We start from the raw sequence: 21,171 nt of genomic DNA, 5'->3' as shown, positions 1-21,171 counted from the left end.
AAGTGTCTGAGAAATAACTAGTCAATAAATTAAAAGACGTGAAATCAACAACAACTTGATTTTCACGTCCTTATTTCTTTTTAAATCATCTCTCTTATTGTTTGGTAGGGAAACGGCGACGAGGAGATTGAAGCCGTGCCCTCGAAAAGCTTCTGTCGTAACAGAAAACATACATTTTATTTTGAGGAGTGTTACGTCACATCCTCTTTTGTGTTATTTGGTTTTTAACTGATTAATCTTTTGGGTCAGTAAATTAAATTGCTCATCTAACTCGGCATATTTGGAATCCTTAGGAAGAAGGTAGCTTAACTGACCTAAAATGGCGAGACGCTCTGTTTCTAAAGTGAGGAGAATTTTTTCGACTTCATTTTCCTCTTCTCTATGGAGCCACTCATTGTAAGTCATCTCAACTTTCTGGACTTTCTTATTTTCAAATATAAGTAGCTTGTTGGTTAGCTTTTCTAAAAAATAACGATCATGAGTTACAAGTAAAATAGTACCTGGATAAGTGGAAAGAGTTTTTTCTAGCTGCTCTCGAGAGGGTAAATCGAGATGATTTGTAGGTTCATCTAAAATAAGTACATCTTTTTGATCTAACATGAACTCCATTAACTTGAGTTTTACCCTTTCACCCATACTCATAGTAGAAATGGGACGTAGCCAATGGTCCTTTGAAAATCCCAAGTTGGTCATCAGAGTTTGAATGATTCCTCTTGTTTCGAAATCTGTAGTTGCGAAAAAGTCAGAGGGGGTCTGCTCATTCGGAAGGTCGAATACAGTTTGTCGTAAATAGCCGATATTCATCGAATCCGTTTTCCAAAGCTCACCGTCAAAGGGTTCCTCTCCTATAAGCATCCGGAAGAAGGTTGTTTTACCACTTCCATTAGCACCTATAATACCAACGCGTTCATTTGATTGAATAGTAAAGGAGGTATCTTGGAAAAGAGTTTTGGCATTAAAGGATTTGCTTAAATTTCTGACTTCTAAGATGCGTTTTCCCTTTTTCTTATTCCCATCAATAGTGAAATTGACTTCCTTTTCCTCTACTGGACGATCTACCCGATGCTTAGAAAGCTCTAGCTCTAGTCGTTTTTGTTTAGAGCGGATTTGAACATCCTTTTTCTTTGCCTTCATTCGGAAATATTCTTTGTAGCCATCCTTCTTTGTCGAATCAGCATGAGCCTTATTAGTCCATTTTTTTAACTCTGCAATTTGTTTTTCTACGAGTTGTACTTTCGATTGTTGCGCGTTATATTCTCTCTGTTGAGTATGGATTATTTCTTCTTTTCTTTTGCGGTAGGTAGAATAGTTTCCTTTGTAAGGAGTTAGTTTTTGATATTCAATTTCCCATATATAATTTGATACTTGGTCTAAAAAGTAACGGTCATGAGAGACTAAAATAATGGTTCCTGGATAGGTAGCTATTTGCTCCTTTAAAAAGGATAGACTGCTTTGGTCTAAATGATTAGTAGGCTCATCAAGTAATAGTAAGTGAGACTTTTCTGCAAAAACTTTAGCTAGTCTTTTTTTCATTTTTTCTCCGCCGCTTAAACTATTATAAGAAAGGGTACGGGGAACAGACCACTTGCTCATATAAGTCCATTCATCCTTCTCCACTTCAGTTGAAAAGAAATTCTCGTCCTCTTGCTTGCAGTAGCTAATGGTCGGAGGAGCTCCTATCCATTCGATTTGTCCAGAAGAGGAGGGAGCTTCGCCTGAAAGGACGGATAGAAGCGAAGATTTGCCTTCACCATTTCTTCCTACAATACCTATTACAGCACCTAAAGGTATATCCGTTTTTATATTTTTAATAATTTCTTTATGACCATGTGTAATGCTTAGATTTACTATTCTTCCTTGTATTGTCATAACATTTCCTCCCTGCCGGAGAGACTAAAAAATCCCTCCGAGTATAGACGGAAGGATTCTGCTGCCATTTAAATGTACGACAAAAAAATAACTACAAAATGTTTGCAGTAATTCACTGATCTGATTTGAAAAATGGGCAGACTCATCCTATTTCCGTTTTAGCTAAAAATATTTTTCTGCGTTAAGCAGCAATATTAAGCGAGAAATAAGATTATAAAATCATAGTCCACCCATCGTCCCTTCGATATTAGTTACTAATTAATATAACATATTCTTCTGAAAATTAAAGGTTTAATTAATACAGTGCTTGACTAGACCTTGGACTTTCCATTTCAAGTTCATCGTCTGTTCTTCTTTTTTGTATGAACCAAATTCCTATGATAAGCACGAGTCCAATCCCACTACTTAAAACCTCAGGAACAATAAGCATTAACCCGGCTACAAATAAGACAGATCGCTCCCAAAACCTTGAATATCTGATGAAATAGCCAATCATAGAGCTGCTTACCGCAACCATCCCAATTAAAGCACCAGCCAAGGATAGTATCAGACTGACCAGTTCCACATCCACCATAACTAAAATGGGATTATAGATAAAGATATATGGAACGATAAAGGCTGCTATGGCTAGTTTGACTGCATTTAAACCTGTTTTAAAGGGGTTTGCCCCTGCAATACCTGCCCCCGCATAAGCTGCAAGACAGACAGGAGGAGTGATATCCGCAACTATTCCGAAATAGAATACAAACATATGAGCAGCAATTGGAGCTACCCCGAATTCATTTATTAAAACTGGAGCCGCAATAGTAGCTGTAACTACGTAGTTTGCTGTAGTAGGTAATCCCATTCCTAAGATAATACAAGCTATCATAGTGAATATGAGAGCAAGAATTAGATAACCATTGGATAGGGCCACCACTCCTGCAGCAAATTTGGAGCCAAGGCCTGTCATACTTACAATGCCAGCTATAATTCCAGCTGTAGCAACCGCTGCTATAACTGGAAGAGCAACTCTTGTACCTTGCTCTAAAACGTGTATTGTCTTTTTAAAGGACATTCTTGTTTCTTTTCGTATTAAGCTCACTAGAAAGGCAGCGATTATTCCAAACAGTGCAGCACGTTGCGGAGTAAAACCGTAAATAATGGTTCCTGTAATTACGAAAAGTGGTAAAAGCATATACCAATTCCGTTTCATTGTCTTTGTAAAAGAGGGTAATTGTGACTTAGGTAATCCATGTATCTTCAGTTTTTTTGCCTCAAAATGAGTGCCGATAAAAATACCTGTAAAATAAAGAATAGCTGGAATAATAGCCGCCAACATAATAGCCCCGTAGGATACACCTAAAATCTCCATCATAATAAATGCTGCTGCACCCATCATAGGAGGCATAATTTGACCGCCGGTAGATGAAGCAGCTTCAGTTGCACCAGCAAATTCTGGCTTGAATCCTGCTTTCTTCATCATAGGAATGGTGAAGGACCCTGTTGCCACCGTATTACCAACGGAGCTCCCTGAAATAGTTCCTTGCAGTGCACTCGCTACAACTGCTGTTTTTGCTGTACCGCCTGTATATCTTCCTGTTAAGGAAAAGGCTAAATCATTGAAGAATTTCCCTACATTTGTTTGTACGAGCATTACGCCAAAAAATAGAAAGAGGAATATGAACTTTGCTGAAATTTGAACTGGGGTGCCGAAGATTCCACTTTCCTTGTACCAAAGTGCAGTAGCGGTTCGCTCAATCGAAAATCCAGGATGTGAAAGGATTTGAGTAGGGACAAAATTTCCGAAGATAGCATAAAGTATGGCTACTAAAGCCACTATGACGATTGGCAAACCAACCGTTCTTCTGGTCGCTTCCAGGACGAGAAAAATCCCAAGGATGGAGATAATTACATCAGGTATGCTATATCCGGAAATTCTGCTCTGTAAAATTGAATCAAAAAAGAATATTTTATGATAGGTCACATACATCGCAGTAAAGGCAAGTACAATGTCATACCAGGGGATATTTTTTTGTGTTTTTAGCAAATCTCTTTTAAATGGGTACAACAGAAAAATAACTCCGAGAGCAGTTCCTACATGGACGGCTCCTTGTTTTTGAGTGGGTAAAGTTCCATAGTAGGCAGTATATAGATGGAATACGGTTAAGGCTACACCTAAAAAGGTAACGACCCATGCCCACTTTCCAATATTTGTTCGGAATTGATTTTCTTTATCGTATTTTTCCAATATTTCTTGCGCATTTACAGGTTGCTGATCTTTCATTGCCTCACCTCATCTTTAACTGGATTTATTTATACATCGATTTTATTTTACATCGTCTAAGCTTTTAATATCGGAGCTTTCACGTGTAACAATTTGAATAACCTCTGGATAAATATGACCAATAAAAGCGGCGTTCGGAACCTCATGTCCTTCAAATGCAGCCTCACCATTTACTGCTTGTAATGCTGGCACATGTACAGACATACCTAAATCCATGTTTCCATCTCGAATACTGGATAGATTTTCTACGGATGCTCCAGTTTCTGTATTCGTTAAGTTAAATCCTTCTATATGTTTGTTCCAAATGCTTGCCATCTCTCCACCTAGTGGATAATAAGTGCCGCCTTGGCTTCCGGTGCCTAGTATAAAATCATTTTTTCGATTGCTTTTATCAGCAGTCAGCTCAGCAACCGGATTGTCTACAGTAAGACCCTGTTCCTCATAGTAACGTTTAGCTCCAGGATGAATTGGAAGCCCCTCAGCTCCATTTAGCGCATTTTCTAAAATCATTTGTTTTGCCTGAGCATGTGTATTTTCATTGGCATTTTCAATCATGATCTTAGTTAGCTCATACCCAAGTTCTTCATCAATCGTATCCGTACTTCCCATTAAAATGGCGTACGCTGTAACCGTTTCTACATCGGAATCCAAAAAGTCGTATGTGTCCTTAGGTATAGTGTGACGTCTATAGCCACTATTCTCTTCGATATAAGAAATTGCATCATCAGATAAGCTCATCATTACTACATCTCCGGCAGAATTCTGCAAGCTCTCAATACTAGCAGCAGGGAGGCCAAGAATACCAATAGAAATATCAATATTTCCATCCTGAACACCATCAGCAGCATCTCCGAATCCTTCCTGATAAGCCTTGTAATCATCGTCTGTAATTCCATATGCATCTAAAATTAGCTTAGAAACAGAGTTAGTTTCACTAGCAGGTGGCCCAATTGCAATATTTGGCTTACCCCCACTACATCCAGCCATAAACAATGCTAAAACTGTGATAAACAAAATAATGCTAAAACTTTTCTTCTTCATTTTCTCTCCCCCCAAAGGATTATTATCATCTCAATGACAGCGTTTTCAAAATTAAAAACAACAATATAATTGTCATTTTAAGTAGATGATTATTAATATTATACTTTTAATCTAAAATTTTACAACTAAATATCAGTATTTTCAGATATTTAAGGTTTGATTACAGAGAGATTGCAGGTGCCTGGCACCTGCAATCTCTCTGTAATCATTCTGGGTACGGATGTTTGTTTGTATTTATAGAAGGAGTTAATTAATTATTTCAAAATGTATTTAAATTCGTGATTTTTAATAAAAATTACTGTACAATAAGCACATATTTGAGGAGGTAATGAGAACATGAAACAGTTAGATGCACATGAGATTATTTCTTACATTCAACACGCAAAGAAATCCACACAAGTGAAGGTATACATAAAGGGAAATGGTATTGACCAACTTTCTTTTGGGGAAAATACAAAAGTTTTTGGACAAGGAAATTCTCTTATTCTATTTGGAGAATGGTCGGAAATTCAACCTACTTTAGAACAGCATAAGGATCAAATCGAAGATGTAGTAGTAGAAAATGAGAGCAGAAATTCTGCTATTCCACTATTAGATTTAAAAGGGATAAATGCAAGAATTGAACCAGGTGCTGTTATCCGTGATCAAGTGAGCATTGGGGATAATGCGATTATCATGCTTGGTGCAGTGATTAATATCGGAGCTGTAATAGGTAAAGGAACAATGATCGACATGGGAGCAATCCTTGGTGGCCGTGCGACGGTTGGAGACAATTGTCATATCGGAGCTGGAGCAGTGCTTGCAGGTGTTATAGAGCCACCTTCTGCTACTCCGGTAATTATTGAAGACGACGTATTAATCGGTGCGAATGCCGTAGTCCTAGAGGGATGCCGTGTTGGTAAAGGAGCAGTTGTTGCAGCTGGAGCAGTTGTTACGAAAGATGTGCCACCGTATACAGTTGTTGCTGGTACCCCTGCAAAAGTGATTAAGGATATCGATGCACAAACAAAATCGAAAACAGAAATCATGCAAGAACTACGTCAAATTTAAGAAGGTGACATATGAAGGCCTTACTTGATATTCGTCGCGATTTGCATCGTATACCGGAGCTTGGCTTTGAAGAAGTGAAAACGCAGGCATATCTTTTAGAGCAGATAGGATCCCTTCGACAGGATCGGTTAACGACTATTACATGGAAAACAGGAATTGTAGTGAAAGTAGAAGGGCTTCAACCAACTCAAACGATTGGCTGGAGAGCTGATATTGATGGTCTGCCAATCAAAGAAGCTACAGAGGTTAAATTTTCTTCCGAGCATCCAGGGAAAATGCATGCATGTGGTCATGATATGCATATGACTGTTGCACTTGGCTTGCTAGAAAAAATAGTAGATACACCAATAAACGATCATATGGTGTTCTTGTTTCAGCCAGCAGAGGAAAGCCCAGGTGGTGCTCTTCCGATGCTTAACTGGCTAAGGGAAGAGCATCCTGAGCTAGTTCCTAACAAGATATTTGCTTATCACGTAGCACCGGAGTATCCAGTTGGGACAATCGCTACTCGACCTGGCCTCCTATTTGCCAATACGTCAGAGCTCTACATTGACTTAATAGGGAAGGAAGGGCATGCTGCCTACCCCCATCAAGCAAGGGATATGTCAATCGCAGCAGCAACTCTTTTGCTACAGCTACAATCCATCGTGAGCCGTACAATTAACCCAATGAAGCCTGCAGTATTAACTATTGGTAAATTTACATCTGGTACTGTACAAAATATTATTTCAGGTCATGCCCGTCTTGAAGGAACGATTCGTACGATGGATGCTACTACGATGGCATTAATAAAAGAAAAGATAGAGGCTTTTTGCCATGCTACTGAAATCGCATTTGAGTGTGAGGTAAAAATTGATTATGGATCATCCTATTATCAGGTGTATAACAATCATGACATTACCAATGATTTTCTTGCTTTTGCTGAGCAGCATCAAGCAACTAATGCCATTCATTGTGATGCAGCGATGACAGGTGAAGATTTTGGATATTTTTTAAAAGACATACCAGGCATGTTATTCTGGGCGGGTGTCGATTCTCCTTTTGGTCTTCATCATGCAAAGATGAACCCAAGTGAAGAGCTATTAGACTATCTTATCCCTTTTGTGGATCAGTACTTTAGAACACTTACAAGCAATTAAACAAGAAAAGCGCAGGCGCCTATCCCTGCCCCGACAGGCAAATGGGAAAATGCGAGGAGGCAGTCCCTCAGCCACCGCAAACGCTCTTGTTTGCGACGAGCTTGCGCAGGAGCAGTATTTTCCCATTTGACCCCGAGGGGCAAGGCGGTGGAGCTAGACATCGAGAAAAGCGCAGGCGCCTATCTCTGCCCCGACAGGCAAATGGGAAAATGCGAGGAGGCAGTCCCTCATCCACCGCAAACGCTCTTGTTTGCGACGAGCTTGCGCAGGAGCAGTATTTTCCCATTTGATCCCGAGGGGCAAGGCGCCGAAGCTAGACATCAATCTATCCACAGGTGCAGAATTCTATAATTTTCTAAATAACGTAAAAGACAGAGATACTTACTCTCTGTCCTTTTTTATAAAATTTTGTAGAAACCACTTCTAGCTCTTTGGAACTCTACGAATGTACAAACAAATATATTTAAGAAAGCTGGTATTTTATGAGTAATATTATTAGCTATTACAATCAATTTGACGAGTGGGGGAGACTGGAAAGGGAACCGATTGAATTTCAAGTGAATTGGCACTACATAAGTACGTACCTGCCTCCTAATGGGAACGTCCTTGATAATGGCGCAGGCCCGGGAAAATATGCGATGAAGCTAGCTCTTGAAGGATACAATGTGACTCTAACGGATTTAACTCCCAAATTAGTGGAAATAGCGAGAGAAAAGGCAGAAGAATTTAACCTGAAAGGTCGCTTTACCGATTTCCTAGTGGCGGATGCACGAGACTTATCCAAAATCCAAGATGAGCAATTTGATGCTTCTCTTATGCTTGGCCCCATGTATCATATACAGGGAGAAGCCGATCGTATAAAAGCAATCCAAGAATTACATAGAGTAACTAAAAAAGATGGTCTTGTTTTTGTTGCCTTTATGCCGAGAGTTAAACACTTATTAACCTCTTTGACACACCCTGAGAACTGGAAACCGCATGACCAGATGGACAACATCCTTCAATTCAATCAAACTGGCTGCTTTGATCATCAGGAGACTGGACGTTTTACTGGAGCCTATTATTATAATATCGATGACATACAGCCTTTTATGGAATCGAACGGATTTCAAAGTCTGGAATTGATTGGCTCAAATGTAGCTGCAACATTGAACAAGGCAAGTTGGGACTACTGGAAGGAAAAAGGGGAGCAGGAATACGATAAATTAATAAACCTGCTAATTGAAAAAGCCAGCGACCCTTATATGCTAGGGGTATCATCTCACCTGCTGTACATTGGAACAAAAAAATAGGCTATGTTAAAGGTAATGGTGTTTTTAGTATTTTTTTGAAATGTTACAATTAAACTAACAGTGCATTTAGTTATAACTTAAATATTTATAAATAGGAGTTGTATTAATGCAAATACAAAACGTTTCGGAAGAAGATTATTATAAAGTAATTAATGTTTTGAATGAATGGTGGGGTGGTCGAGAGATGACACATTTGTTGCCTCGCCTGTTTTTCGAGCATTTTCAGTCGACTAGTTTCATAGTTGAAGATAATGAAGTATTATCTGCATTTCTAATTGGATTTGTGTCGCAAACAAATATAAATGAAGCATACATACATTTTGTAGGTGTTAACCCAGAATTCAGGAAGAACGGTTTAGCAAGAGAGTTATATGAATTGTTTTTTGCTAAGGTTCGAAGTTTAGGTTGTAACACTGTCCTTTGCATTACTACACCAGTAAACACGGGTTCTGTCTCTTTTCATAAATCAATGGGTTTTTCCGTATCCTTAAAAACTGATTACGCTGGTGTGGGACAAGACCGCATTTTATTTTCTAAAAATATTACTACTTAAAATTGTCCTTGTTCAATTAATGCGTGCGTTAGGTAAAAACAACTTCAAAGTAAAATGACACTGGAGATACTTTTTTCAGCTCATTTTTTATCGTATTATTAATCAATCTCTACTATAAAAAAATAAATAAAAAGGGTGGACGCGATTGTTAACGTCCACCCCTCTATCAATTTATCATTCAACAAGTTGAACATTATAATCCTTAAACCAAATATGCATTTGAGCCAAATATGCCAACAGCTGAGGACCCGTCATCAATTGACCATACCAAGGAGTTTTAAAAGCTTCTCCATTTGATTCGATTAAAGAGTGAAGGCTGCTTGGTGTAAATAATTCATGTAAAATAGAATTCTTATCTAATAACTGTTCCTTGAGCATAAGCTGTACCTTTGCCGCGTAAATAGGGTTATGTGTTTTTGGATAAGGACTCTTTTTACGATAAAGTACCTCGTTAGGAAGAATTCCCTCTAAAGCCTTGCGAAGTATACCTTTTTCTTGATTTCCAACCATTTTAAAATCCCACGGAATATTCCACGCGTATTCTACAAGTCGGTGGTCAGCAAAGGGAACGCGAACCTCCAAACTTGCTCCCATGCTCATACGGTCTTTACGGTCTAGCAGAGTGGTCATAAACCAAATCATATTCATATAAAAAAGCTCTCTTCGTTCAGCTTCTAAGGAGGATTCTCCAAATAGCTGAGGCGTTTCAGCTGCACTGACGTCATAAGCATTTTGGACATAGTCATCGATGTTCAATTTCTTCTGCCAGCTATCATTTAGCAATGAGTGTCTTTCATGCTTGGAGCGAATCCAAGGAAAGCCTGTTTCTGCATTCCCTATCTTATGGAACCAAGGATAGCCTCCAAAAATTTCATCCGCACATTCTCCAGATAATCCAACGGTAAAATCCTTTTTGATCTCCTTACAAAACCATAAAAGAGAGGAATCGATATCTGCCATTCCAGGTAAATCGCGAACATGGACTGCCTCCGTTAAGAATTGGGCTAAATCATCCTGTGTAATAACAGAAAAGTGGTGGGTAGTATTAAGAGTGCTGGAGACCTTTTGGATGAAAGGAAAATCCTCGCTCGGCTGAAATTCATTTCCCTTGAAATGTACGTTATTATTTTCATAATCGATGGAATAAGTATGAAGAGCAGGCTTTCCGTCTCTTTTATAAGCATTCGCCGCCACAGCCGAAATAGCACTTGAGTCTATTCCTCCTGAAAGGAATGTACATAAAGGTACATCGGAAACGAGCTGTCTTTCTACTGCATCTGTAAATAAGAATCTTACATTCTCCACCGTGTCCTCTAAGCTATCGGTATGCTCCTTACTTTCCACATTCCAATATCTCCAGATACGTAGACCATTCTTAGAAAAGGTTAAGGCATGTGCGGGACGAAGCTCCATTATCCCTTTATAAACACCAAAGCCAGGGGTACGAGAAGGACCTAGCCCAATAATTTCTGATAAACCAATACGATCGATTTCCGTTGGGACATCTGGATGTACAAGCAATGATTTTAATTCAGATCCGAAGAGTAACCCTTCATTTCTTTCTGTATAAAACAAAGGCTTTACCCCTAAGCGGTCTCTTGCCATAAAAATCTTTTGTTCTTCTTCGTCCCAAATCGCAAATGCAAAAATCCCATTAAAATAATCAATACACTGTTCCTTCCACTCGATATAAGAGGTTAATAATACCTCTGTATCGGAGTGGCCAGAGAATGAATGCCCTCGACTTAATAATTCTTTTCGAAGCTCCTCTGTATTGTATAGCTCACCATTATAGCAAAGTGTGTAGTTCCTAGATTGATAGCTTTTGCTCATGGGCTGCTTACCACCAATAGGGTCAACCACTGTTAATCTTCGGTGACCAAACGCAGCATGCGCTGTACTCCATACGTTATGGTCATCTGGTCCTCGTTTTTTTAAACACTCTGCCATTTTCTCGACAATAGGGGAATAGCCCCTTAAATCTTTTTTAAAATCAATCCATCCCGTTATCCCACACATATAATTCGCATCCCTTCTTTCACCCCCATAGTATATGCAAAAAAGTACTGTAAAAGTGACGAGAGAAATACACTCCAAATAGTAAAAAGTACCGCGAACATGTAAGGTTCGCGATACTTTCATTTAATATTAGGTTGTTACCTTCAGCATCGTTTTAATCTTTTGAATCATACCACCAGTACTATACGTAAGAACGCTTCGTTTATAGAAGGAAAGGCTAATGACGAATGCGATAATAGAAGTAATAACGAGTATGCCTAAAGCTAACATTGGCTCGAATGCCCCAATGTCTGTTGCCCCAATACGTAGTGGCATTACCATCCCGGATGTAAATGGAATATATGAAAATACCTTTACTAGCATAGTGTCCGGACTTTGTGCGCCAAAGATTAACACATAGAATCCAATGATTCCTATAATCGTCATTGGCATAACAGCCTGGCCCGCTTCCTCCACTTTAGAAACCAGTGAGCCTAATAATGCACCAATGATTAGATTTAATATTATTGTCAGTATTAAAAAGGCAAAAGCATACCCAATGTAAGAGTAGGAAAGCTCCTCAATCATAGGCTGTAGGCTATCCATTTTGGAGCCACCATCAACTGTCATGAAGATGACTGCTAAAACTAGGATCAAAGCTGCAATTTGAGTAATCGCCAAGAGAAATGTCCCAGTCAATTTAGCGATTAAATGAGTAGATGGTTTAACGCTTGCAAGTAGCACTTCTAAAACACGAGAACCCTTTTCAGAAGCTACATCTGTGGTAATCATAGATAAAAATGAAATTAAGAATCCATAAATTAAAGACCCAACAAGCATAGAAGCAACGATTCCTATCGCCTTCTCATCCTCACTCTTACCACCAACCGAGGCTTCATCTAAATTTTTCATAGTGATGACTGTCTCAGATTGCAGGATTTTATCAGCTTCCTCAGCGGATAAATCTAACTGTTGTACCTCATACAACTTCCCTGCATATTGAAGGGTTGAAGATAAGCTAAGCTGATCATTAAATGTGAGTGGTTCATACGTAGCAATCTCAGCACTTAAAGAATTCCCTTCATCTTTTATAAAAATAGCAGCCGCATAGTCTCCATCAATTACTTCCTTTTCTACTTCATTATTAGATTCCGTAGGAAAGGTGAAGGCTAAATCACTATTCGATTGGAATAAAGCATCAATATCGGCATCTGTTTCATTTATCACAGCAATTTCCAATGCTTCACTTTCAAAGAAGGCGGCCTTTATATCTGACCAAAACATCACGATAGAAATTACACCGACATAGATAGCAAGCATGACAATAAATGACTTTGCCTTTATCTTTTCGGTATATAGCTGTTTTACAAGCAACCAGAATTTAGACATTCTTGCCACCTACCTTATCCTTGAAGATTTCATCTAATGACAAGTAATCCAGGCTAAATTTTTCAATATATTTACCATCAAAAATGGAGTCGAAAATCGCTTGAGCATATTTTTCGTCTGCTAGTGTAAGTACATACTGGTCTTTGCCAACATGGACTTGCTTGACGCCTTCCATACTTTCCAGCTTATTCTTAGGTATATCTGTTCGAATGGTTAGTCTTGTCTTCCCGTATTGCTTCTTCAAGTCTAGTAAGCTACCAGCAAACAAAGAGACACCTCGTTTTAATAGACACAAATGGTCACAAAGCTCTTCTACATTTTCCATTTGATGACTAGAAAATAAAATGGTCGTGCCTTTCTCTTTTAGCTCTAAAATAGCTCCCTTTAACAAGTCCTTATTAACTGGATCCAAGCCACTGAAAGGTTCATCTAGAATGAGAAAAGCAGGCTGGTGTATGAAGCTTGCGATTAATTGAACCTTTTGCTGATTACCCTTTGATAAAGTTTCGGCTTTTGCTTTTCTTTTATCCTCTAATTCAAAACGGTCAATCCAATAATCGACTTCTTTTTTTAGTTCCTTTCGGGATTTACCACGAAGCTCACCAAAGAAGTAAAGCTGATCCTCTACTTTCATTGCAGGAAAAATCCCTCTTTCCTCGGGTAAATAGCCAAGAAGGTCTCGGTTAATATTGTTGATATTCGTACCATCCCATGTAATGGTTCCTTCTGTAGTTTCCTGTAAATCTAGTATCATACGAAAAGTTGTTGTTTTACCTGCACCATTTTGGCCGATTAAGCCAAAGATTTCACCTTTTTCGATGGTGAAGGAAAGATGGTCTACTGCAGTAAAATCATGGTAACGCTTGGTTACTTCATTGATTACTAATGCCATACATATTCTCCATTCCTAAGTATTTTTACATAATACTTTATACGTGCAATTACCCTAAACGTTTCAAAAAATTGTGAAACGTTTAGTATAGCCTTCCGTCTAATACATTGATAACAACAAAGGGGACGGTAAAAAATGAAAAAATTACGCTATCTTTATTTAAGCTTTATAGCCATTTGTCTTCTTCTCGCACCTACATTTGTGTTAGCAAAGGAGGGGGAGGATTCCATGAAGTCTAAATTAGAGGGGTTTACCGGAGTGGTTAAAGAAATCACTCATAAAGCGGACAGTGTCATACTTACGGTAGAAACAGAGGAAAAAGAACCAATTGTCACTATTTTTACTATTTCAGATGAGACACTTTTATTTAATAGCGGTACCAAGAAGGAAATTAAACAAAAGGATTTTGTTAAAGGACAACGAATAGAAGCCTATTATGACAAAACACAGCCTAGGATTATGATTTATCCTGCCCAAATCACTCCTGAGCTAATAATTGCGCATGATTCCAAAAATGTAGGCTTTGCTAAAGTGGGAATTTTTAATGATCAGTTAACAAGTGAAGACAATCAGCTGAAGCTTAACATTACTAAGGACACGCTTGTGGTTAATAAGCATGGAGAGAGTATTATACAAAAGAATTTTGCAGGTCATGAGCTAATTGTTTTTTACACCTCCACAACTAGAAGTATTCCTGCACAAGCAATACCATCCAAAGTAGTGGTCTTGGATGATGAAGAGCAGAATGCCAGCAACTTTATCAAATTTACAGGAACCGTTAAGGAAGTTACTAAAGATAATAAAGAAGTGACCTTGACTGTAGAGTCAGACAATGACGAGAAATTGGTATCTATGTTTATATTGAACAAAGACGTTATAGCGCTTAACGATGCTTCAACCAAAGAAGTATCGATTGACTCGTTTCAAAAGGGAACTAAAGTGGATGCTTATTATGATAAAAATAAACCAATGATTCTGATCTATCCACCAAGAATCACACCAGATATAATAGTTGCTCATGGAAAAAAGGGTAGCTTAGTAAAGGTGTCAAAATTCAATGAGGATTTTGTGAGCTTAGACAGTGAGCTTCATCTTCAAATCACCGATCAAACCAAATTAATGGACGAAAAGGGTAAGAAAATTAAACAAAAGGATTTAAAGGGTAAGGAGTTAATCGTATTCTATAGCGCTCCTAAGGGAGAACAGAAGCTTATAACTCCTTCTAAAATTATCGCAATAGACTATGTTGAACCTGCTTTAAAGGAGCTCAATCTTCTAATAGAAGATAACCATTTTATCCACAATGGGGTTAAAATGATTCCTTTACGCCAAGTGGCTCAATACTTAGGATATGAGGTCATATCCCATCCAAAACGAAATAGTATGTATTTAAAGCTTGGTAACGGTTCTTTTACCATAACACGTGGTGAGCTGAAATATGGATATAATAAAAGTATAAGGGAATTCCAAGAGGCTCCTGTTTTGCACAACAAGCAAACCTATGTGTCTGAGGATATTTTAGAGTTATTGATACCTGAGTCGTGAACGAAAGCCATCCCTGCTTTTAGAGAGGGATGGCTTTTGTTTAGATAAAAATATAGAGGATGGAGAAAAAGTAAATGAATATACATAAAATAGATAGCAATTATCCAATGGAATTATTGCTATTAGCTGATCCCTCAGAGGAATTGGTGGAAGCCTATTTAGATAGAGGGCAATGTTATATAGCGAAAGATAGCGACGAAACAATTGGAGTTTATGTATTGTTATCCGTGGATGACGATACTATAGAGCTCAAAAACATAGCTGTGCATGAGCGATATCAAGGAAGAGGTCTAGGAAAAGAATTGGTACTTCATGCGATTGAAAGATCCATGGAGCTTGGATATAAAATAATAGAGGTAGGTACGGGAAACTCTAGTTTAAACCAGCTTGCGCTCTATCAAAAGTGTGGTTTCCGAATCGTATCTGTGGATAGAGACTTCTTCACTATTCATTATTCGGAAAAAATTGTGGAAAACGGAATTCCGTGTGTGGATATGATACGACTAGAAAAAAGATTATCCACAGGAGGACTATAGAGATTAGAGTTTATATCTACACTCTAGATTTCAAACGGGAGTCATCGTCCCGTTTGAAATCGCATTAAGCTATGCGTTATGTAGAAGCTTTAACACTTTCTTTAACTCGGCAGCTTTAATTTGTCCGGGAGCGGAAGCAGAGAGAACGGAACCAAATGTAGCGGCTGAACCAAAAATCTCTCCAGCCATACGACTAACGATACCTGCCTTAGCCATAGACATCGTAATAATTGGACGGTCTGCATATGTAGAATACATTGTGTAGGTAGCATCCAAAAGGGTAAGAACGTCTGCGGGGCTACTAGGCATCACAGCTATTTTGGGGATATCTGCCCCTAGCTTTTGCATAGTTGTCATTCGTTCTATTATGACTTCTTTGGGAGGTGTTCCTTTAAAATCATGGCTTGACATTACAACAGAAATTTGAAAATCCTTAGCTAAAGCTACTAATTCCTCTACATCCTCCGAAAAAAGCTCTATATCCACTAAATCTATTTCTTTTGTTTGGATGACCTCACGCAAAAGCTGCTTATAATAGGTGCTCTCTATAACAGTAGAACCGCCCTCCTTATGACTTCTAAAGGTAAATAGAAGAGGAATTGGATACAAAAAATTGCGTATATAGGAAAGGGTATCCTTGACCACTTCTAGGTTTTCCACTCCTTGTAACAAATCTACTCTCCACTCCACTATATCTGGAGCGCTTTCTTTAACTAGTGGTAGCTCATTTAAAAGGAAATCTTTATCTTTTCCTATTAATGGAACAATGACCTTAGGAAGTCCTTCTCCAATGTGAATATCCCGAATAGAAATAATTTTCATAAATATCTCCCATCATGCAACGTTTTACGTTATATTAACATAAAACGTTTCAAAGGGGATGTAAAAATGAGATTTCAAATCTATGAAAGTGCAGAGAATTTTTACGAGAAGGCAATACCTTTTTTAAAGGAAAATGAGGACAAATTTAGCTTGTTTCTAGGGGTGCTAGAAAGAATACGAGTAGGTGGATATGAAAATCCGCTAATGGCGACTATTGAAGAAGATGGAGAGTTAATTGCTCTTTTTCAAATGACTCCACCACATCCTTTAAATATTATTTTTGTGGATCCAAATAAAATAGAGGCATCCACTGATTTAGGTATAGAAGAAATCATACAACGAGGTATACATATTGATTCTATAATAAGTGTGAAAGAGTGGGCTATGCATTTTGCAGAGAAATGGGAAGAAAAAACCGGTCAACCACACTCTCTATTAATGGACCAGGGGCTATACCGATTAGATCAAGTAGACGATACGTTAGAAGCAAGTCCTGGCTCTTGGAGGCTTGCTAATGACAAAGACGCTCCACTAATCGAATCATGGCTTAGCAAATTTGAAGAAGATACAGGACTTCCGAGAAGCGCAAAAGAAGATATAGCTCAAAGAGTGGAAACTATGTTAAATGCTCGTGAGGTTTTTCTTTGGGAGGATGAAGGGGAAATCGTGTCCATGATGAAGAAGGCGAGACCTTCCGCGCATGGGGTGACTGTTTCTATGGTGTTTACTCCTAAAGAGAAACGACGCAAAGGATATGCTAGAACGATGGTTGTAGCCTGCAGTAAGGAGCTTTTAAAGGAATATGATTTCTGTGTTTTATATACCGATATGCTAAACCCGACCTCCAATAAAATCTACCAAGAAATTGGTTATCAGAAGCTATTAGATTCGGTTCATTTACAGCTTGGCGAAACAAAATAGGGCGTACCTTTAAAAAAATAGCGACTCATATTGACTTTCATATTTTGTTCCTTTAAAATAAGTGAAAATTCATACACAATTCGATGATAAAGAGAGTATTTGAAGAGATAATGTTTAGCGAGTCAGGGGTGGTGAAAGCCTGATACAGGACTTTTCAGAGAAACGCACTTTGGAGAAGCTTTTTGAACTAAGAGTAGAAAAGACCGGGGAAGTCCTCGTTACTAACGTTAAAGCGGTCACAACGTGTGACAACTAGAGTGGTACCACGGGAATTTCAGCTCTCGTCTCTTCATAGAGGCGAGGGCTTTTTATATGGAAGAATTAAATGGGAGGATGACTGTACATGGAATTAGTAAAGCAAATTGCTGCTTTGATTGGTGCCCAACTAGAAGGACTAACAGTAGAGGAAATAGAAAAGCTTTTAGAAACGCCAAAGAACGTAGAACTAGGAGATGTAGCATTTCCTTGTTTTACGCTAGCAAAAATATATAAAAAATCTCCTCAGCTTATTGCCGCTGAATTGGCAAAGCAGCTCAAGGGAGTACTTATTATAAAGGCGGAGTCAGTAGGAGGATATGTGAACCTTTTTTATAATCAGCAAACAGTAGCTAAACTAGTATTAGAGGAAATACTTAAAGATCCAAATCATTACGGCCAGCTGCCAATGAAGAACGAGAAAATTACGATAGATTTCTCCTCACCGAATATCGCTAAGCCCTTTTCTATGGGACATCTACGTTCTACGGTAATAGGAAATGCACTAGCCAATATAGCAGAAAAGAACGGATACAAGACTATTCGTATTAACCATTTAGGAGACTGGGGAACCCAGTTTGGTAAGCTGATTGTTGCTTATAAGCTATGGGGGGATAAAGAAAAAATAGAAGCCTCTCCAATAGAGGAGCTATTGAAAATCTATGTGAAATTCCATGAGGAAGCAGTAAGCGACGAATCGCTGAATGATAAGGCGAGAGCTGCCTTCAAGCATTTGGAGCAGGGGGATGAGGAGGCTAGAGAACTTTGGAAATGGTTCAAGGAAGCCTCTCTTAAAGAATTTCAAGGTATTTATGAATTGTTAGGAATTCAATTTGATTCCCTGGATGGCGAGGCTTTTTATAACGATAAAATGGCAATAGTCGTTAAGGATCTAGAAGAGAGAGGTTTGCTAGTCGAGTCTAGCGGTGCATTAGTAGTGGAGCTCGAGGATATGCCGCCATGCTTGATTCAGAAAACGGATGGAGCAACTCTTTATGCTACGAGAGATTTATCGGCAGCCTTGTATCGCAAAAAAGAATATGATTTTGCAAAGTCATTTTATGTAGTGGGCAACGAGCAATCACTTCATTTTAAACAGTTGTTCAAAGTATTAGATAAGTTGGGATATGGTTGGGCAAAAGCATGTCAGCATGTCCCTTTTGGAATGATGCTAAAGGATGGCAAGAAGATGTCGACCCGTAAAGGGAAAGTAGTTTTATTGAAAGGAGTGTTAGAAGAAGCGATTCAAGAGGCAAAAAGAGGTATTGAAGAGAAAAATCCATCTCTTCCTAATAAAGAAGAGGTCGCAAAATCGGTTGGGGTAGGTGCAGTCATCTTCCATGATTTAAAAAATCATCGTATGAATGATGTAGAATTTTCACTAGAACAAATGCTCAACTTCGAAGGGGAAACTGGCCCGTACGTTCAGTATACACATGCAAGAATATGTTCCCTTCTTCAAAAGGGCAATTTTGATGCTAACAATGTAAGCCTGGAAGGGTTAAAGAAAGAGACTTGGCAAACGATTACGACACTTCAACGTTTTCCACAGGTTATTCAGAAATCCTTTGAACAGGTAGATCCGTCTCTTATAGCAAAATACTGCCTAACGCTATCTCGGCACTTTAATAAATATTATGCACATACAAAAATCCTCGTTGATAACGACACAAAGGTATCCAAACTGACGCTTTGTTATGCGGTTGCGATAGTTTTAAAGGAAGGGTTGAACTTACTGGGTATAGAAGCTCCGGAACAGATGTAAAAGAAAAAAGACTGGTCGTGATTCTGCTCACAACCAGTTTTTTGTATAGTTATTTTAAATCAATAATGATGTCTTCCATTTGGAATTGTTTTTGATCGGCGGTTATACTGCCTTTGTATCCCTTATCTTCTTCAATAAGCTCATGATTACGTAATTCTACCTCGGGAGTTATAATAAGCTGAGTAGCCTGAGGATCAACTTTTTCATATATGGCGCCCCATTTAGTCGAGTGCTTATGAACAGAATAACTCCCACTTTGTTCTTCTAGCGAATAACGATTTCCTAAATTATCCTTAACTAATAATTCAACGATAGCGCTATCCCACTTTTCATATAATTTATTAGTGTCAATTTGTTCAAATAGAAGATGAAACGAATTTGGAGATATCGTTAGCTTTTGAAGATGTACTGTAAGGTCATTTTGACTAAGCTTTTTATCTAATTTATAAATATCAATGTCTGCTTTGTTTAAAGTAAAGTTAAATTTCCAATTACCCTCTATGGGCTCGTTATCAGTGGTTCTTCCTGGGCGCAAATAATCTATATTCCATTCTATTGGTAAAGAGGTTTCTTCTTCCTCCATTTTCATAGTGATAATACCTACATACTTATTCTCACTCTCTGATACTTTACTTGCCTCATGACTTCCAGTTTTAGGAGAGCCTTGAAGGTGAGGTATCCCTCTAATTACCAAGGGGTTCCCAAGATCTCTATTGGCCTTGATTGTATACGCCACAATCATAGATTCACCATCGTAAATGGCATCATCAACAGTTACGTTTATCCCATTACTTGTTGCTGTTAAGTTAATCATAGTAGCATTTTCAGCGTAGTCTCCATAAAATTCTCCATTTTTATCTCTGTAATCATAAAAGAATTTATAAATATTACTAATTACTGGAATATTGTCCGCGTAGGCTGTGAAGGAAAGTCCTACTAAAGCAGAGATACTGAGTCCTGCAGCAAGAGAAGCGGCAGCTAAAATCTTTTTTCCTTTCTTTTGTTTAGGAGAGATTTTATTTTTTAATTCTTTTTTTACCTTCGCTCTCTCAAATTCACTAACTTCGATTTCTTCAAATTCATCTAGATCTATATCAATTTCATTAAATTGCTTGTAAAGTTCCTTCATACAAAGCTACCTCCTAGAAGAAATTTTGTAACCTGTCCATTTAGCCTTTTCTTTCCTCGATATATACGATTATCTATAGATGCTTTGGTCTTTCCAAGCTTCTTAGCGATTGTCTCTGTGCTTTCGCCAAGAAAAAAACGCATGATGAAGATTTGTTGATCTATTGGATCTAATTTATGGATTAATTGCATTAGCTCATTTCGATTTTCCGATTGAATCAAATTTTTCTCTATAGAATCTGTTGGCTGAAGCTCCATCTGCTCACTGGAAACCTCCATATTACGAGTTGCTTTTCGGTAGTAATCAATTGCCTTAAATTTAGCAATCACACAGATCCATTTTTTAAAATCAGTTGTATTCCCATTAAAATCCTTGGAGTGATCCCAAATGGATAAAAAAATATCATTAATACATTCATCCATCATTCCACCATTATTTAAAGGGGAGAGAACCTTGTAGGTAACGCCCTTTATTAGCGGTAAGTAATTATCCACAATATATTCGAGTGCATCTTCTTTTCCAGATTGCAGCCTGTGGATAAAATTAGATTCAGTTGATTTCATCTACAATAGCTCCTTTTGGTAGTTGTAAAAGCTTTTACACTCTACATAACGTCTACGATTTTGATTTTTCTCAAAAATAAAATATTTATTTTAGAGTAACATGAGAAAGTAAAAAAATGGGCATAAAAAAAGGCTGCGTGTTGCAC

At 38.2% G+C, this 21,171-nt stretch carries 17 protein-coding genes and 1 other annotated feature; of the genes, 8 read left to right on the top strand and 9 right to left on the bottom strand.

The annotated features are described in order from the left end of the window. Positions 1–213: 213 nt before the first annotated feature. The 3 genes from abc-f to MKY09_RS17580 all read right to left on the bottom strand — a co-directional run bounded on the left by abc-f (position 214) and on the right by MKY09_RS17580 (position 5,176). Positions 214–1,869 (bottom strand): ABC-F type ribosomal protection protein, encoded by a 1,656-nt coding sequence (gene abc-f, locus MKY09_RS17590; RefSeq protein ID WP_342567208.1) that lies wholly within the window; start codon positions 1,867–1,869, stop codon positions 214–216. A 295-nt stretch (positions 1,870–2,164) separates the two neighbouring features. Beyond that, positions 2,165–4,135 (bottom strand): TRAP transporter permease, encoded by a 1,971-nt coding sequence (locus MKY09_RS17585; protein WP_169358426.1) that lies wholly within the window; start codon positions 4,133–4,135, stop codon positions 2,165–2,167. Positions 4,136–4,177: 42 nt separating this feature from the next. Next, positions 4,178–5,176: a TAXI family TRAP transporter solute-binding subunit gene (locus tag MKY09_RS17580; RefSeq protein WP_169358427.1), complete on the bottom strand. Its 999-nt coding sequence runs from the start codon at positions 5,174–5,176 to the stop codon at positions 4,178–4,180. A gap of 336 nt (positions 5,177–5,512) precedes the next feature. Between MKY09_RS17580 and dapD the strand changes: the two genes are divergently transcribed. The 4 genes from dapD (at position 5,513) to MKY09_RS17560 (ending at position 9,210) form a co-directional block, all read left to right on the top strand. After that, a complete protein-coding gene (gene dapD, locus MKY09_RS17575; protein WP_169358428.1) occupies positions 5,513–6,226 on the top strand; it encodes a 2,3,4,5-tetrahydropyridine-2,6-dicarboxylate N-acetyltransferase in 714 nt (237 codons plus the stop codon). Between the two features lie 11 nt (positions 6,227–6,237). Then, the gene (locus tag MKY09_RS17570) at positions 6,238–7,365 is read left to right on the top strand and encodes an N-acetyldiaminopimelate deacetylase (RefSeq protein WP_342567207.1); all 1,128 of its coding nucleotides are present in this window, start codon (positions 6,238–6,240) and stop codon (positions 7,363–7,365) included. Positions 7,366–7,847: 482 nt separating this feature from the next. After that, positions 7,848–8,657 carry a class I SAM-dependent methyltransferase gene (locus MKY09_RS17565; protein ID WP_298474196.1) on the top strand — a complete coding sequence of 270 codons (810 nt, stop codon included), beginning with the start codon at positions 7,848–7,850 and terminating at the stop codon, positions 8,655–8,657. 106 nt (positions 8,658–8,763) lie between these two features. Next, positions 8,764–9,210 (top strand): GNAT family N-acetyltransferase, encoded by a 447-nt coding sequence (locus tag MKY09_RS17560; protein ID WP_298474200.1) that lies wholly within the window; start codon positions 8,764–8,766, stop codon positions 9,208–9,210. Positions 9,211–9,384: 174 nt separating this feature from the next. On the opposite strand, the gene asnB is transcribed toward MKY09_RS17560, so the two are convergent. From asnB to MKY09_RS17545, 3 genes are all read right to left on the bottom strand, one after another. Further along, complete coding sequence (gene asnB / locus MKY09_RS17555) at positions 9,385–11,229, bottom strand: asparagine synthase (glutamine-hydrolyzing) (protein ID WP_342567206.1); 1,845 nt, start codon at positions 11,227–11,229, stop codon at positions 9,385–9,387. A gap of 129 nt (positions 11,230–11,358) precedes the next feature. After that, the gene (locus MKY09_RS17550; RefSeq protein WP_169358432.1) at positions 11,359–12,597 is read right to left on the bottom strand and encodes an ABC transporter permease; all 1,239 of its coding nucleotides are present in this window, start codon (positions 12,595–12,597) and stop codon (positions 11,359–11,361) included. Then, on the bottom strand, positions 12,590–13,489 hold the full coding sequence (locus MKY09_RS17545; RefSeq protein ID WP_169358433.1) for an ABC transporter ATP-binding protein: 900 nt from the start codon (positions 13,487–13,489) through the stop codon (positions 12,590–12,592). Before MKY09_RS17545 ends, MKY09_RS17550 begins: the two co-directional genes overlap by 8 nt. A gap of 228 nt (positions 13,490–13,717) precedes the next feature. On the opposite strand from MKY09_RS17545, the gene MKY09_RS17540 reads away from it, so the two are divergent. Together MKY09_RS17540 and MKY09_RS17535 are read left to right on the top strand one after the other, a co-directional pair. Then, positions 13,718–15,034 carry a stalk domain-containing protein gene (locus MKY09_RS17540; RefSeq protein ID WP_251553267.1) on the top strand — a complete coding sequence of 439 codons (1,317 nt, stop codon included), beginning with the start codon at positions 13,718–13,720 and terminating at the stop codon, positions 15,032–15,034. A 74-nt stretch (positions 15,035–15,108) separates the two neighbouring features. Next, positions 15,109–15,570 (top strand): GNAT family N-acetyltransferase, encoded by a 462-nt coding sequence (locus tag MKY09_RS17535; RefSeq protein WP_169358435.1) that lies wholly within the window; start codon positions 15,109–15,111, stop codon positions 15,568–15,570. Positions 15,571–15,639: 69 nt separating this feature from the next. Here the strand turns inward: MKY09_RS17535 and aroD are convergent, their stop codons facing one another. Then, a complete protein-coding gene (aroD, locus tag MKY09_RS17530; RefSeq protein ID WP_342567205.1) occupies positions 15,640–16,392 on the bottom strand; it encodes a type I 3-dehydroquinate dehydratase in 753 nt (250 codons plus the stop codon). A 66-nt stretch (positions 16,393–16,458) separates the two neighbouring features. Between aroD and MKY09_RS17525 the strand changes: the two genes are divergently transcribed. Further along, positions 16,459–17,313 (top strand): GNAT family N-acetyltransferase, encoded by an 855-nt coding sequence (locus MKY09_RS17525; protein WP_342567204.1) that lies wholly within the window; start codon positions 16,459–16,461, stop codon positions 17,311–17,313. Positions 17,314–17,387: 74 nt separating this feature from the next. Then, positions 17,388–17,605, top strand: a binding site (T-box leader). A gap of 51 nt (positions 17,606–17,656) precedes the next feature. Next, the gene (gene argS / locus MKY09_RS17520) at positions 17,657–19,333 is read left to right on the top strand and encodes an arginine--tRNA ligase (protein WP_342567203.1); all 1,677 of its coding nucleotides are present in this window, start codon (positions 17,657–17,659) and stop codon (positions 19,331–19,333) included. Positions 19,334–19,382: 49 nt separating this feature from the next. On the opposite strand, the gene MKY09_RS17515 is transcribed toward argS, so the two are convergent. Next, positions 19,383–20,462, bottom strand: coding sequence for a DUF4179 domain-containing protein (locus tag MKY09_RS17515; protein WP_342567202.1), 1,080 nt, complete (start codon positions 20,460–20,462; stop codon positions 19,383–19,385). Then, positions 20,459–21,025, bottom strand: a complete 567-nt coding sequence (locus MKY09_RS17510) for a sigma-70 family RNA polymerase sigma factor (RefSeq protein ID WP_342567201.1) — start codon at positions 21,023–21,025, stop codon at positions 20,459–20,461. Before MKY09_RS17510 ends, MKY09_RS17515 begins: the two co-directional genes overlap by 4 nt. Positions 21,026–21,171 lie beyond the last annotated feature (146 nt).

It is taken from the genome of Psychrobacillus sp. FSL K6-4046 (assembly GCF_038624605.1).
Taxonomy (GTDB): domain Bacteria; phylum Bacillota; class Bacilli; order Bacillales_A; family Planococcaceae; genus Psychrobacillus.
Note: the sequence above shows the minus strand (reverse complement) of the source record. Positions and strands in the feature narration are given on the sequence as shown.